The sequence below is a fragment of the Candidatus Solirubrobacter pratensis genome, from assembly GCF_000425945.1.
Classification (GTDB): Bacteria; Actinomycetota; Thermoleophilia; order Solirubrobacterales; family Solirubrobacteraceae; genus Solirubrobacter; species Solirubrobacter pratensis.
Genome location: NZ_AUEK01000008.1, coordinates 128,503 through 141,723 on the forward strand (window position 1 = coordinate 128,503; position 13,221 = coordinate 141,723).

Consider the following 13,221-nt stretch of genomic DNA (forward strand, 5'->3'; position numbering starts at 1 on the left):
ACACTCGGGCACGGACAGGCACGATGCCCGACGGCCCACTGCGCTTCGAGGACTTGCTGGAGGCTGCGCCGGACGCCATGGTAGGCGTGGACGCGGCCGGCTGCGCCGTGTTCGCGAACGCCCGCGCGAAGACGCTCCTCGGCCGCGACCCGGTGGGTGCGGCCCTCGGCCCGCTGCCCGCGAGCCTGACGGTCACGCGGAGTCCGATGGGCGAGCTCGAGCTGCTCGTCATGCGCCCCGCGGAGCCGGCCGTCGAGCAGCTGCGCGCGGCGCTCGACAACAGCCCGTCGGTGATCTACCTCAAGGATCCCGAGGGCCGCTACCTGCTCGTCAACCGCGCCTTCGCGCGCCTGCACGCCCGCCCGCCCGACGAGCTCGTCGGCCGGCTGGACCGCGAGCAGCTCGCGCCGGAGGTCGCCGAGCGCATGCGCATCGACGACCTGCGCGTGATGAGCTCGCGCGAGCCGATCGAGATCCAGGAGGAGGTCACGCACGGCGACGAGACGCGCACGTTCCTCTCCGTCAAGTTCCCGCTCCTCGACGGCGACGGCGCGCTCTACGGCGTCGGCGGGGTCGCGACCGACATCACGCACCACCTGCGCCTGGAGGCGCGGCTGCGCGACGCGCAGCGGCTCGAGGCGGTCGGGCAGCTCGCGGGCGGCGTCGCGCACGACTTCAACAACCTGATCGCGGTGATCGCGAACTACGCCGCGTTCGTGCGCAAGGAGCTGCCCGACGGCAGCCGCGCCGCCGGCGACGCCGACCAGATCCTCGCCGCCAGCCGGCGCGCGTCGGACCTCACGCGGCGGCTGCTGCTGTTCTCGCGCCGCCGGTCCGGCACGCCCGAGGTGCTCTCGATCCGGCGCGTGATCGAGGGCGTCGAGACCGTGCTGCGCCAGACGCTCGGCGCCGACGTCGAGCTGCACGTGCACTGCGACCAGCGCCTGTGGGAGGTCGAGGCCGACCGCAACCAGCTCGAGCAGGTGCTGATGAACCTCACGCTCAACGCCCGCGAGGCGATGCCGGAGGGCGGCAGGCTGCGCATCGAGGCGCACAACGACGTGATGCGGACCGACACGGACTCCTCCCGCGCGGTGCGGCTCGAGGTCACCGACAGCGGCCGCGGGATGGCGCGCGAGGTGATCGCGCACGCCTTCGAGCCGTTCTTCACGACCAAGCCGGCCGGCGGCATCGGGCTCGGCCTCGCCACGGTGCACGGCATCGTGACCAAGGCCGGCGGCCGCGTCGGGCTCGTGTCCGAGCCGGGCCGCGGCACGACCGTGACCGTCTGGCTTCCCGCCGCGCGCCGCGGCGCGCCCGCGTACCGCCCGCCCTCCGGAGCGCCGCGCGGGCGTGGCGAGACGGCACTGGTGGTGGAGGACGCCGACGCCGTGCGCGTGCTCACCGGCCGCATCCTCTACTCCGCCGGCTACCAGGTGATCCCGGTGGAGAACGGGGCCGTCGCGCTGGAGCGGCTGGACGGCGCCGACGTGCTCGTGACCGACGTCGTTATGCCGGGGATGTCCGGCGTCGAGCTGGCGACCGCGGCGCGCGAGCTCCGGCCAGGCCTGCCGGTCGTGTTCGTCTCGGGCTACACGGGCAACGAGACGATCGCCTCGCCGAGCGACCCGGCGACCGCCTTCCTCGCCAAGCCGTTCGACGGCGACGACCTGCTGCGCGCCGTGCGGGCGACGCTCGACGGCGCCGCCCGCACGCGCGCGGCCCATTCGTAGGCGAGCGCGCTCGTCACGGGGTCGACCGCGTCGATCGCCCTTCGACGCGGCATCGAGGCGACGCGGCGGGTGCTCGCCGAGGCCGGCGACCACGCGATGCAGGTCCTGATGCTGACCACGTTCGACCTCAAACTCGGGGATTGCAATCCCCAGACGCGCCTCATAAACTCGACCGGGGAAGTCGACTTTGGTATAAGACCGAACCCATGTCGGGTTTGAGATATTTCGTAGGCATCGCAGTCCTCGCCGCAGTCATCGCCGGATGCGGCGGAGCCGCCGATACGAAGGACTCCGGTGCGTCGAGCGCCGCGAGCGGCGGCTCGGGCTCGAAGGCGAAGCTCTCGCTGGTCGCCTACTCCACGCCGCAGGTCGTCTACGACGAGGTGATCCCGGCGTTCGCGAAGACTTCCGCCGGCCAGGGCGTCTCCTTCACGCAGTCCTACGGCGCCTCAGGCGATCAGTCGCGCGCCGTCGCCGCCGGCCAGCCCGCCGACGTCGTCGCCTTCTCGCTCGCGCCGGACGTCGACAAGCTCGTCAAGACGGGCCTCGTCGCCGACGATTGGGCAGACACGCCGACCAAGGGCTTCGTCTCGAACTCGGTCGTCGTGCTGATGGTCCGCAAGGGCAACCCGAAGCACATCAAGACGTGGGCCGACCTGCTCAAGCCCGGGGTCGAGGTGCTGACGCCGAACCCGTTCACCTCGGGCGGCGCGAAGTGGAACCTGATGGGCGCCTACGGTGCACAGCTCAAGCTCGGCAAGTCGCCGGCGCAGGCGACCGACTACGTCCGCCGGCTGCTCACCGAGCACGTCAAGGTGCAGGACAAGAGCGGCCGCGAGTCGGTGCAGAACTTCCTCGGCGGCAACGGCGACGTCTGCATCTCCTACGAGAACGAGGCGATCACGGCCCAGCAGAAGGGCTCTGACGTCGATTACGTGATCCCGGACCAGACGCTGCTGATCCAGAACCCGATCGCCGTCACCGCGAAGGCCAAGCCGCAGGCCAAGGCGTTCGTGGACTACGCGCTCTCCAAGCCGGCGCAGGAGCTCTTCGCCAAGCACGGCTACCGGCCCGTGATCGACGGCGTCACGCCGGCGTTCCCGACGCCGAAGCAGCTGTTCACGATCGACGACCTCGGCGGCTGGACGAAGGTCAACGACGAGTTCTTCGACCCCGACAAGGGGACGTTCGCCAAGATCGAGTCCGAAGCGGGGGTCTCCACTGACAAGTGAGACCGTCGCCCTGCCGAGGGTCCCGCGCGCCGCACGACGGGCACGGGGGAACCTCGGGCTCGGGATCAGCACGATCTGGCTGAGCCTGATCGTGCTGATCCCGCTCGCGTCCGTGGTCGTGAAGTCGACGGAGGCGCACTTCTGGTCCGTGGTCACCTCGCCGCGGGCCATCTCGGCGTTCGAGCTCACGATCGGGATCTCGCTGGCGGTCGCGGCGATCAACGCCGCCGCCGGGACGCTGATCGCGTGGGTGCTCGTGCGCGACCGCTTCTTCGGCAAGGGCGTCGTCGACGCGTTCGTGGACCTCCCCTTTGCGCTGCCGACGATCGTCGCGGGACTGACCCTGCTGGCGCTGTACGGGAAGTCGTCGCCGTTCGGGATCGACATCTCCTACACGCGCTGGGCGATCCTGCTTGCGCTGCTGTTCGTGACGCTGCCGTTCGTCGTGCGGTCCGTCCAGCCGGTGCTGATCGAGCTCGATCCGGAGATGGAGCAGGCCGCGGCGTCGCTGGGCGCCACCGAGGCGCAGTCGTTCCGGCGCATCGTGCTGCCGAACCTGTGGCCGGCGATCGTCTCCGGCGCCGCGCTGGCGTTCGCGCGCGCGGTGGGGGAGTTCGGCTCGGTCGTGCTGATCAGCGGCAACATCCCGCGCAAGACCGAGGTCGTCTCGGTGTTCGCGTTCGCGCAGATCGAGAGCGACGCGACGGCCAGCGCGGCGGCGATCTCGGTCGTGCTGCTGGCGCTCTCCCTGCTCGTGCTGCTCGGCATCCGCTCGCTCGGGAGGACGCGATGAGCCGCATCGGCCTTCGCGTCGTCGCGCTCGGCTACCTCGCCGCGTTGCTGCTGTTCCCGGTCGCGCTGATCTTCTATCGGACGTTCGAGCACGGGCTCGGCGCCGTCTTTGACTCCGTGACCACGCCCGCGGCCATCAGCGCGTTCTGGCTCACGATCGAGGTCGCGCTGATCGCGGTGCCGCTGAACACGGCGTTCGGCGTGATCACGGCGCTGGCGCTCGCGCGCGGGCGGTTCCGCGGCAAGGCGCTGCTGGACGGGCTGATCGACCTCCCGTTCGCGGTCTCGCCGGTCGTGATCGGCCTGGCGCTGGTGCTCGTGTACGGCCGCGGCGGCTGGATCCAACTCCCGTTCCAGGTGATCTTCTCGCTGCCGGGGATCGTGCTCGCGACCGTCTTCGTCTCGCTCCCGTTCGTCGTCCGCGAGGTCACACCGGTGCTGCGCGAGGTCGGCGACGAGCAGGAGCAGGCCGCCTCGACGCTCGGCGCGAGCGGCTGGCAGGCGTTCTGGCGCATCACGCTCCCGGCGATCCGCTGGGGCATCGCGTACGGCGTCGTGCTGTCGACAGCGCGCGCGATCGGCGAGTTCGGCGCGGTCAGCGTGGTGTCGGGCAAGATCGCCGGCGAGACGATGACGCTCACGCTGCTCGTCGAGCAGCGCTTCAACAACTACGACCTGGCCGGCGCCTACGCCGCCTCGGCGCTGCTCGCGGTGATCGCGCTCGCGACGCTGCTGCTCATGACCCGACTCAAGCCCCGGAGGTCCGAAGCATGATCGCCGCCACCGAAGTGACGAAGCGCTTCGGCGACTTCGTCGCGCTCGACGACGTGTCGGTCGAGGTTCCCGACGGCTCGCTCGTCGCGCTGCTCGGCCCGTCGGGCTCCGGCAAGTCGACGCTGCTGCGGATCATCGCCGGGCTGGAGACGCCGGACGCGGGCGCGGTCGTCATCCACGGCGAGGACGTCACGCTCGTACCGGCGCGCAAGCGCGGGATCGGGTTCGTGTTCCAGCACTACGCCGCGTTCAAGCACATGAGCGTGCGCGACAACGTCGCGTTCGGCCTGAAGATCCGGCGCGAGAAGCAGGACGTCGTGCGCGGGCGGGTCGACGAGCTGCTCGAGATCGTCGGCCTGACCGGTTGGGCCGACCGCTACCCGTCGCAGCTGTCGGGCGGCCAGCGCCAGCGGATGGCGCTGGCGCGGGCGCTCGCGGTGCAGCCGAAGGTGCTGCTGCTCGACGAGCCGTTCGGGGCGCTGGACGCGAACGTCCGGCAGGAGCTGCGCGAGTGGCTGCGGCGGCTGCACGACGAGGTCCACGTCACGACCGTGCTCGTCACGCACGATCAGGAGGAGGCGATGGCGATCGCGGACCGGATCGTCGTCCTGGACAAGGGGCGCGTGCAGCAGACCGGCGCGCCGCGCGAGCTCTACGAGCAGCCGGCGAACGCGTTCGTGATGAAGTTCCTCGGCCCGGTGTCGACGCTGCACGACCGGCTCGTGCGCCCGCACGACCTCGTGCTCTCCAGCGAGCCGGGCGACGACTCGGTCGAGGCGATGGTGACGCGCGTGGTCTACCTCGGCTTCGAGGTGCGCGTGGAGCTGGAGCTCGCGCCGGACGGCGTGATCTCGGTGCAGCTGACCAAGGCCGAGGCCGACGAGCTCGAGGTGCGCGCGGGCGACATCGTCCACGTGCGTCCGACGGCCGCGCCGGTCTTCAGCGCGTGACCCAGGACTCCGGGTCCTTGGCGAGCGCGGTGACCTTGTCCGGCAGGTCCCCACTGGCGAGGTCGGCGAGCGTGACTCGCTCGACGACGTCGCGCAGGTTCGTGCGCACCGCGATCCACACGCGCTGCAGCGGCTCGGCCGGACCGGTGTAGTTCACCGTCTCCGGGCGCTCGCCGCGGACGGCCGCGAGCGGGCCGTCGACGGCGCGGATCACGTCCGCGACGGTGATCTCCGCGGCGGGCCTGGAGAGCCGGTGGCCGCCCTCGGCGCCGCGCAGGCTGGTGACGAGCCCGGCGTGGCGCATGTCGGACAGGATGTTCTCGAGGAAGCGCTGCGGGATGGCTTGGGAGGTGGCGATCGCCTCGGCGCGCACCGGCGCGCCGCCCGGCTGGGCGGCGGCGAGCTCGGCGGCGGCGCGGACGGCGTAGTCGGCCTTTGCGGAGACCTTCACCCGCGTGACCGTAGCGGCTCCGCGAGCTTCACCACTCCGCGGGCCGTACGGTGAGCGTGATCACCGCACCCGGAGGAACGCCAGGCTGGTCCGGCGCCGCCCTTGCAGCTCGGCGCGCCGTCGAAGCAGGCGAGCCTGGCGTCGCGCTGGGCGGTCGTCAGCCAGCCGTCGCTCACGAGCGAGTCCAGGCGCTCCGAGATCAGCGCGCGCAGGGCCGCGGTCACCTTCGCCGCGTCCGCGATCACGAGCGCGGCAAGGATGGGAAGGATCCGGGTCATGACGCAATAGGGTGCTTTTCCATCCTTGTCTGAACACCTGGAACGCCGTGAAGATCGCCACCTGGAACGTCAATTCGCTCAACGCCCGCCTTCCGAGGGTGCTCGAGCTCCTCGAGCTGCATCACCCGGACCTGCTGCTGATGCAGGAGACCAAGACCGAGCCGGACGCGTTCCCGGACGCCGAATTGGCCGCCGCCGGCTACCACGCCGTCCACCACTCCGCGGGGCGCTGGGCGGGCGTGGCGATCGCGGCGCCGCTCCAGGTCGCGATCGAGGACCCGTGCGCCGGCCTAGACGGCGAGCCGGCCGCCGACGAGGCGCGCTGGCTGGAGGCGACCGTCGACGGCATCCGCGTCGCGGCCGTCTACGTCCCCAACGGCCGTGCCGTCGGCTCACCGTTCTACGAGGACAAGCTCCGCTTCCTGGACGCGATGGCGGAGCGCCTTCGCACGTTCGGCGGCAGCGACTTCCTCGTCGCCGGCGACTTCAACGTCTGCCCCACCGACCTCGACGTCTACGACCCCGCGGCGTTCGTCGGATCGACCCACGTGACTCCGCCGGAGCGCGAGCGCTTCGCCGCGCTCGTGCAGGCGGGATCCGTCGACGCGTTCCGCAGCCTCCATCCCGACGAGCCCGGCTTCACCTGGTGGGACTACCGCGCGGGGCACTTCCACAAGAAGATGGGCCTGCGCATCGACGCGTTCCTGCTCTCCCCCGGCCTCGCCGGGCGCCTGACCGAGTGCGGCATCGACCGCAACTTCCGCAAGGGCAAGAAGCCCTCCGATCACGCTCCCCTGCTGGCCGACCTGCGGTAGCGCAGGTCCAGGCGGTCGGTCCGGCCGGACCACTTGAGCGTCATCCGCCAGCACCCCGGCACGGGCATCTCGATCCCCGAGGGACCCGGGCCGCCGTCCACGGTCCGGTGCACGGTCCGGCCGCTGTAGTGCCCGTGCACGATCCGCCGGGCGCTGATGCGCAGGTCCGACAGCGGCTTGACCGGGTCCTTGGCGACCCACAGGATCTTGTTGCCGGCGTCGTTGCTCGGCGGCGCCGTCAGGTCGCCGAAGAGGATCGCGACGATCTCCCCGTCGCGCCCGAGCACGTGGGGTACCTTCGGCCGCTTCTCGGAGAACCCGGTGCGCGCCCACACGGGAAGGACGCCGCGGTCGGGCGGCGGGCATGGCGGTTGTGCGATCACGGTCCGGTTACACCGCGTGCCGCGGTTCGGTTCCGGGCGCGGCTACGAGACCGTGCGCCTCGCCGGCGACGGGCTCGAGGCGCTCGTCGCGCTCCTCACTGCCCGCCGCTGACCAGGTTCCACTTCCGCACCACGCGGTTCTCCCGCTCGAAGCCGAGCTCGCACACCGCTGCCGTGTCGAGCGCGAAGCTCGCGCCGCTCGACGGCGGCAGCCCGAGCCACCGGGCGGCGAGCACGCGCAGCACGTGCCCGTGGGCGAACAGCGCGACATCGCCGCCGGCGGCGAGGCAGCGCGCGATCACGCGGTCGACGCGCGCGCCCACGTCGGCCGGCAGCTCGCCCCCCGGCGCACCATCCACCCAGAGCGACCAGTCAGGGCGGGTGGCGCGGATCTCCTGCGTCGTCAGCCCCTCGTACTCGCCGTAGTTGAACTCGACCAGATCCTCGTCGACCTCGCAGCGCATCCCCGCCAGCGCGCAGGTCTCCCGGGCGCGGGCGAGGGGCGAGGTGAGCGCGAGCGCGAACCGGCGGTCGCGCAGCTTGAGCGCCCGCGCGGCGCGGCGCCCGTGCTCGGTGAGCGGGAGATCGGTGAAGGACGTGTGCTTGCCGGACAGGCTCCATTCGGTCTGGCCATGGCGGACGAGGACGATCTTCACGCCGACGCACGGTACCGGCGCGCGAGCGCGAGGACCGCGCCGGCGTGGCGCCCCGCGTCGGCCGGGCCGGAGCGGAGCTCGACGACGAACGCGCTGCCGCCGGGGATCAGGTGGTTCTCCCACCCGACCGCCGTGCCGCGATAGTCCGGCAGCGAGCGCAGCGGGAGCCCGGTCCGGCGGGCGTACTCGCGCTGGATCGCGGGGTCGGCGCCGCGCTCGCGGACGGTGATCCCCATGTGCTGGTGGTAGTAGATCGCGAGCTGCGGGCGCACCCGGCGCACGAGCCGCATGAGCGCGCGCGTCTCCGGCTCCGATCCCGCCCGCGGACCGGGGTAGTAGGTCCCGCGGGCGCCCGGGCCCCAGCGCCATGGGAAGTTCCGGTTCAGATCCACCCCGCGCGCGTTCTGGCGCGTGCCGAGCGCGCGGCCGTCGGGATTCGCGCTCCGCACGAGGTACAGGACGACGCCGTCGGGCCGCGCACGCCGCAGCCGCGCGACGATCGCCTCGCCGGCCGGCTCGTTCCCGTGGACGTCGCCGACGACGAGGACCCGCACGGGCGCCGCCGGGTCGCCGACCCGCGTCGCGACGATGGCGCGGCCCCGGACCGAGTGGCCGGCGACGATCGAGGAGGAGACGCGCGAAGGCAGCGCGATCGTCGCCACCCCCAAGCACGCGATCGCGGCCGCTCGCCTCACGCTCGCGTTGTAGCGTCTCGGGGCAATGGAGCGCGTCGTCATCGTCGGGGCCGGGACGTTCGGCGCCTCGCTCGCCTGGTGGTGCGCCCGCGACGGCGACGACGTGGTGCTGGTCGACCAGTTCCAGCCCGGCGACGTCCGCGCCACGTCGGGCGGCGAGACGCGGCTGATTCGCTGCACGCACGGCGCGGACGCCGACTACACGCGGATGGCGCGCCGCGCCCGCACGCTCTGGCGCGAGCTCGAGCAGGAGTCCGGCGCGGACCTGATGAGCGAGTGCGGGGTGAGCTGGTTCGCGCACCGCGAGGCCGGCTGGGAGGCGGAGTCGCTGCGCGTCCTCGACGAGCTGGGGATCCCCGTGCACCGCCTCAGCGTCGAGGAGGCCGCGAGGCTCTTCCCCTCGTTCGACGGCGACGACCTCGAATGGGTCCTGCACGAGCCCGAGGCCGGCGTGCTGCGCGCCCAGAAGGCCGTCCAGACGCTCACGGCGCAGGCGCGAGCCCAGGGCGCCCGCATCCTCAACGCCCGCGCGACGCCGGACGGCGACCGCGTGCGGGCCGGAGGCGAGATCCTCGAGGGCGACCGGGTCGTGTGGTCCTGCGGCGGCTGGCTCGCGGGCCTGTTCCCCGAGCACGTGACCCTCCGGGTCACCCGCCAGGAGCTGTTCTTCTTCGACGGCGGCCCCGCCTGGCAGGCTGCGCCCGGCTGGGTCGACTACGACCGCGCCTTCTACGGCACCGGCGACCTCGACGGGCTCGGCGTCAAGATCGCATGGGATCAGGAGGGCCCGCCGCTCGATCCCGACGCCGACCTGCCCGGCCCGTCCGAGCACGTCGAGCGGATCTCGCGCGAGTACGCCGCGCAGCGCTTCCCGGCCCTCGCAGAAGCGCTCTTGACCGGCTCCAAGCGCTGCCGCTACGAGATCTCGCCCGACTCGCACTTCATCGCGGCGCCGCATCCCGAGCACGACCGCGTCTGGCTCGTCGGCGGCGGCTCCGGCCACGGCTTCAAGCACGGCCCGGCGATGGCCGAGCGGATCACGGCCGCCTGGCGCGACGGCGCGCCGCTGCCGCCGCGCTTCGCCCTCGGCGCCCGGCAGTACGCCGCCTCGCTGCGCAGCGCCGGATCGAACGTGGAGCCGAACTGAGATGCCCGCCCTGATCTTCGATCTCGACGGCACGCTCGTCGACACCGTCTACGCGCACGTGTTCAGCTGGCAGCGCGCGCTCGCCGACCACGGCATGGACATCCCCGGCTGGCGGATCCACCGCCGCATCGGCATGAGCGGCGGGCTCTTCACGCGCGCCGTCGGGCGCGAGCTCGGCCACGACCTCAGCGAAGCGCAGGCCGAGGAGCTCCAGGGCCGCCACGACCGGCTGTTCCGCGAGCTGCTCCCGCCCGCGGCCCGCCGCCCCCTCCCCGGGGCCAAGGGGCTGCTCGCCGAGCTGCGGCAGAAGGGCGTCACGCACGGCATCGCGACCTCCGGCCGCCGCCCCGGCATCGATCCCTCGCTCGCGTCGCTCGAGGTCCCGGACGAGATGGTCGTGGTCCAGCGCGGCGACGTCGCCCGCGCCAAGCCCGAGCCGGACCTGTTCATCGAGTGCGCCCGTCGCCTGGGCGCCGATCCCGAGATCTGCTTCGTCGTCGGCGACGCGGTCTGGGACCTGCTCGCCGCGCGCCGCGCCGGCATGCTCTCGATCGGCCTGCTGTCCGGCGGCTACGGCGCCGACGAGCTCTACCGCGCCGGCGCGTACCTGGTCTACCGCGACGCGGCCGAGCTGCGCGAGTCGCTGGACGAGCTCGGCCTCTGAGCCGCGTGTAGCACCGCCCGCGCCCCGGGTAGCCATCCGCGTATGGCCCCACGCTCGATCTGGAACGGCGCCATCGCGTTCGGGCTCGTGCAGGTCCCGATCAAGGTGTACTCGGCGACCGAGTCCAAGACCGTGCACTTCCACGAGGTCCACGCCAAAGACGACAGCCGGATCGAGCACCGCCGCATCTGCCCGCACGAGGACAAGGAGGTCCCCTACGACGAGATCGTCAAGGGCTTCGAGGTCAAGCAGGGCGAGTGGGTCGAGCTGACCGACGACGAGATCGCCGCCGCGGCGGGCCCGCGCTCGAAGCTCATCGACGTCGACCACTTCGTGCCCGCCGGCGAGATCGACCCCGACTTCTACGAGCGCGGCTACTACGTCGGCGCGGGCGACAAGGGCGACGAGGCCTACGCGCTGCTGCATGCCGCGCTGGAGAAGACCGGCCGCGCCGCGGTCGGCAAATGGGTCTTCCACGATCGCGAGCGCACGGTCGTGATCCGTGTGCATGACTCCGCCCTCGCCCTGCACACGCTGCGCTTCGCGGCCGACCTCGTGGACCCCGAGGACTTCGATCTCCCACGCGTGCGCAAGAAGCCCACCGACCGCGAGATCAAGATGGCGACCTCGCTCGTCGAGGGGCTGCACGTCCGCTTCAAGCCCGAGGACTATGAGGACGAGTACCGCGACGCCGTGCTCGAGGTCGTCAAGGCGAAGGCCGAGGGCCGCAACATCGAGGCGCCGGAGCCGGAGGAGGCGGACGACTCCTCGGACCTGCTCGCCGCGCTGGAAGCGAGCGTGAAAGGCTGATGGCGCGCTCGCTGTGGAAGGGCTCGCTCAGCTTCGGGCTCGTCAACGTCCCGGTCGCGCTGCTGAGCGGCGTGCGGGACACCGACCTGCACTTCCGGCAGCTGCACGCGAACGACCACACGCCCGTCGAGACCCGGCGCTTCTGCGCCGAGGAGGACGCCGAGGTCCCGTTCGAGGAGATCGCGCACGGCTATGAGACCGACGACGGGGACCTGATCGTCCTGACCGACGCCGAGCTCGCCACCGCCGCCCCGCGCAAGACCCGCACGATCGAGATCGAGGCGTTCGCCGACCTCGAAGAGATCGACCCGATCTACTTCGATCACCCGTACGTGCTGATGCCCGACGGCGAGAGCGAGGGCACCCAGCGCGCCTACCGGCTGCTCGTCGAGGTGATGGAGCGCAGCGAGCGGGCGGCGCTCGGCCGCTTCGTCCTGCGCACCAAGGAGTACCTCGTGCTCGTCCGGGCCCGCCGCGAGCGGCTGGTGCTCACGACGATGCGCTTCCACGACGAGGTCCGCGAGCCGCCCAAGCCGCGCAGGAAGAAGCCGGCGAAGAAGCAGCTCGACCGGGCGGTCGCGCTGATCGAGGCGCTCGGCTGCCCGTGGGAGCCCGAGCGCTGCGAGGACGACTACGAGAAGCGGCTCAAGAAGATCGTGCGCGACAAGGAGAAGGGCAAGACCGTCAAGGTGCCCGAGGCCGAGGAGAAGCCGTCGCCGATCGAGGACCTGATGGCCGCGCTGGAGCGCTCGCTCCAGGAGGTCAGCGCGTGAGCTCGCGCAGCCGCGCCGCCGAGTCCAGCGCGTGCTCGCCGTTGGCGAGGATGCAGACGACGTCCTCGGCCTGCGCCCCGAGCGTTTTCGACCCGCTGCGTCAGGTCGGCGAGCTCCTCGTCCGTGTAGCGGTGGTCGAAGCGCTCAGCCGCCGAGCGGCCGTGCAGGTAGCCCTCGGCGTTGCGCCCGTGCGCACGCAGGTAGGCGAGGTCCGAGCGCGTGACGGCGTCGACCGCCGGCATCGCGACCGGCGCGTCGACCTCCGGCGCGTCGACCGCCACCCACACCGCGCCGGCCTCCCGGAACCACGCCAGCGTCGCCTCCGCGTCGCCCAGCCACGCCTTGTGTCGCAGCTCGACCGCGACCGGCACCGGCGCGAGCCCTCCGATCACCGGCTCGAGCTCCTCGAGCGCGTGGTCGGGCGGCCGGAACGCGGGCGTGAGCTGGAGCAGGAACGTGCGCAGGCGTCCGGCCCCGTGCAGCGGCTCGAACACGTCGCGCGTGGCTTGCAGCAGGCCCTCCTGCAGCGCGTCGTCGAGCACCACGCGCCCGCGCTCGGTGACCTCGACGTCGTCGCGCAGCGCCGTCGGCAGCGACTTCAGCGGCGCGGCGTGGCGCGACAGCGCGCGATGCAGCTTGACGGCGAAGGAGAACCCGCCAGGGGTGATCTTCACCCAGCGCTCGACCGTCCGCCGCGACGGCAGCGCGTAGAACGACGAGTCGACCTCGACCGCGTCGACGCGCTCCGCCAGCGACGCGAGCCGGTCGCGCGCCTCGACGCCCTTCGGGTACCAGCCCGGGACCGACCAGCCTCCGGTGCCGACGACGATCATGGGCGCGGCGAGGTCAGGTGCCAGCCGCCGCAGACCGGGCACTGGTAGGCGACCGAGCGGTTGCCGCGGCCGGGCACGTGCATGAGCGACATCGCGCGCGCCTCGCTCTCGGTCTCGTAGCGATCCTTCGCCGCGCAGGCGGCGCGCGCCCGCCGCTCGCGCTCCAGCCCGGCATCGACGCGCGGGACGCCGGCGTGGCGCGCGACCGGCCGGCGGGGATGGCGGCGCGGCACCG

Annotated in this window: 16 protein-coding genes and 1 pseudogene; 10 read left to right on the forward strand and 7 right to left on the reverse strand. The window is 72.4% G+C overall.

From position 1 onward, the window contains the following. Nucleotides 1-23 precede the first annotated feature (23 nt). The 5 genes from H958_RS0110970 (at nt 24) to H958_RS0110990 (ending at nt 5,481) form a co-directional block, all read left to right on the forward strand. Nucleotides 24-1,733: an ATP-binding protein gene (locus H958_RS0110970; RefSeq protein WP_051324095.1), complete on the forward strand. Its 1,710-nt coding sequence runs from the start codon at nt 24-26 to the stop codon at nt 1,731-1,733. A 206-nt stretch (nt 1,734-1,939) separates the two neighbouring features. Further along, nucleotides 1,940-2,965, forward strand: a complete 1,026-nt coding sequence (locus tag H958_RS0110975; RefSeq protein WP_028058710.1) for a sulfate ABC transporter substrate-binding protein — start codon at nt 1,940-1,942, stop codon at nt 2,963-2,965. Then, on the forward strand, nt 2,955-3,758 hold the full coding sequence (gene cysT, locus H958_RS0110980) for a sulfate ABC transporter permease subunit CysT (protein ID WP_081685781.1): 804 nt from the start codon (nt 2,955-2,957) through the stop codon (nt 3,756-3,758). The genes H958_RS0110975 and cysT overlap by 11 nt, the downstream gene beginning before the upstream one ends. Further along, nucleotides 3,755-4,531, forward strand: coding sequence for a sulfate ABC transporter permease (locus tag H958_RS0110985; RefSeq protein ID WP_028058712.1), 777 nt, complete (start codon nt 3,755-3,757; stop codon nt 4,529-4,531). The genes cysT and H958_RS0110985 overlap by 4 nt, the downstream gene beginning before the upstream one ends. Further along, on the forward strand, nt 4,528-5,481 hold the full coding sequence (locus H958_RS0110990; RefSeq protein ID WP_028058713.1) for a sulfate/molybdate ABC transporter ATP-binding protein: 954 nt from the start codon (nt 4,528-4,530) through the stop codon (nt 5,479-5,481). The genes H958_RS0110985 and H958_RS0110990 overlap by 4 nt, the downstream gene beginning before the upstream one ends. Here the strand turns inward: H958_RS0110990 and H958_RS0110995 are convergent. Next, nucleotides 5,471-5,932 (reverse strand): RrF2 family transcriptional regulator, encoded by a 462-nt coding sequence (locus tag H958_RS0110995; protein ID WP_028058714.1) that lies wholly within the window; start codon nt 5,930-5,932, stop codon nt 5,471-5,473. The genes H958_RS0110990 and H958_RS0110995 overlap by 11 nt on opposite strands. After that, entirely contained in the window at nt 5,929-6,210 is a 282-nt protein-coding gene (locus H958_RS0111000; RefSeq protein WP_028058715.1) for a hypothetical protein, read from the reverse strand. Before H958_RS0111000 ends, H958_RS0110995 begins: the two co-directional genes overlap by 4 nt. Before the next feature lie 47 nt (nt 6,211-6,257). Here H958_RS0111000 and H958_RS0111005 point away from each other — a divergent pair, with 47 nt between their 5' ends. After that, complete coding sequence (locus H958_RS0111005) at nt 6,258-7,025, forward strand: exodeoxyribonuclease III (RefSeq protein WP_028058716.1); 768 nt, start codon at nt 6,258-6,260, stop codon at nt 7,023-7,025. On the opposite strand, the gene H958_RS36430 is transcribed toward H958_RS0111005, so the two are convergent. The 3 genes from H958_RS36430 to H958_RS43155 all read right to left on the reverse strand — a co-directional run bounded on the left by H958_RS36430 (nt 6,995) and on the right by H958_RS43155 (nt 8,759). Continuing rightward, on the reverse strand, nt 6,995-7,408 hold the full coding sequence (locus H958_RS36430; RefSeq protein ID WP_156027904.1) for a hypothetical protein: 414 nt from the start codon (nt 7,406-7,408) through the stop codon (nt 6,995-6,997). The two genes, H958_RS0111005 and H958_RS36430, sit on opposite strands and share 31 nt — an antisense overlap. 95 nt (nt 7,409-7,503) lie before the next feature. Then, nucleotides 7,504-8,064, reverse strand: coding sequence for a histidine phosphatase family protein (locus H958_RS0111020; protein WP_028058717.1), 561 nt, complete (start codon nt 8,062-8,064; stop codon nt 7,504-7,506). Beyond that, a complete protein-coding gene (locus tag H958_RS43155) occupies nt 8,061-8,759 on the reverse strand; it encodes a M14 family zinc carboxypeptidase (protein WP_196807309.1) in 699 nt (232 codons plus the stop codon). Before H958_RS43155 ends, H958_RS0111020 begins: the two co-directional genes overlap by 4 nt. 25 nt (nt 8,760-8,784) lie before the next feature. Here H958_RS43155 and H958_RS0111030 point away from each other — a divergent pair, with 25 nt between their 5' ends. Genes H958_RS0111030 through ku (H958_RS48165) form a run of 4 tightly spaced genes read left to right on the forward strand, consistent with a single transcriptional unit; the run spans nt 8,785 to nt 12,153 of the window. Continuing rightward, complete coding sequence (locus H958_RS0111030; protein WP_028058718.1) at nt 8,785-9,906, forward strand: FAD-dependent oxidoreductase; 1,122 nt, start codon at nt 8,785-8,787, stop codon at nt 9,904-9,906. 1 nt (nt 9,907) lies between these two features. Further along, on the forward strand, nt 9,908-10,570 hold the full coding sequence (locus H958_RS0111035) for an HAD family hydrolase (RefSeq protein ID WP_028058719.1): 663 nt from the start codon (nt 9,908-9,910) through the stop codon (nt 10,568-10,570). 42 nt (nt 10,571-10,612) lie between these two features. Then, a complete protein-coding gene (gene ku / locus H958_RS36440; protein ID WP_051324098.1) occupies nt 10,613-11,380 on the forward strand; it encodes a non-homologous end joining protein Ku in 768 nt (255 codons plus the stop codon). Then, nucleotides 11,380-12,153 carry a non-homologous end joining protein Ku gene (gene ku / locus H958_RS48165; RefSeq protein WP_081685782.1) on the forward strand — a complete coding sequence of 258 codons (774 nt, stop codon included), beginning with the start codon at nt 11,380-11,382 and terminating at the stop codon, nt 12,151-12,153. The genes ku (H958_RS36440) and ku (H958_RS48165) overlap by 1 nt, the downstream gene beginning before the upstream one ends. Before the next feature lie 80 nt (nt 12,154-12,233). Here the strand turns inward: ku (H958_RS48165) and H958_RS45010 are convergent. Both H958_RS45010 and H958_RS36455 read right to left on the reverse strand, forming a co-directional pair. Then, a pseudogene (locus tag H958_RS45010) lies at nt 12,234-12,986 on the reverse strand (DUF72 domain-containing protein); the annotation flags it as partial. Continuing rightward, entirely contained in the window at nt 12,983-13,219 is a 237-nt protein-coding gene (locus H958_RS36455; RefSeq protein WP_037409892.1) for a hypothetical protein, read from the reverse strand. The pseudogene H958_RS45010 and the gene H958_RS36455, both read right to left, overlap by 4 nt. Nucleotides 13,220-13,221 lie beyond the last annotated feature (2 nt).